The organism is Pseudoalteromonas sp. SIMBA_162 (assembly GCF_046535955.1).
Lineage (GTDB): Bacteria > Pseudomonadota > Gammaproteobacteria > Enterobacterales > Alteromonadaceae > Pseudoalteromonas > Pseudoalteromonas marina.
Genome location: NZ_JAWJBQ010001180.1, coordinates 1 through 237, shown reverse-complemented (window position 1 = coordinate 237; position 237 = coordinate 1). Strand labels below are relative to the sequence as shown.

At 67.9% G+C, this 237-nt stretch carries 1 protein-coding gene; it reads left to right on the top strand.

The window, feature by feature from the left end; translation table 11 throughout:
* A partial coding sequence (locus R0J88_RS23405) for a LysR substrate-binding domain-containing protein (protein ID WP_410901376.1) occupies positions 1-237 on the top strand: 237 nt, incomplete at both ends.

Sequence of the window (237 nt, the reverse complement as noted above, 5' to 3'; positions counted from 1 at the left end):
ATCCGCATCTTTGTCTCCCTGGCGGTGCGCTGGTTGCTGCCGCGGCTCAGCGGTTTCTACGCCGCCAACCCCGGGCTGTGCCTGTCGATCGAGACCGTGGGCGGGGCCACGGTAGACCCCGGCGGCGATTGCGACGCCTATGTGCTGTACCTGCCGGAAGGCCTGGACGAGCGGCCGCTGACCCCGCTGTTCGACGAATACCTGGTACCGGTGTGTGCCCCAACGCTCAGTGACGGG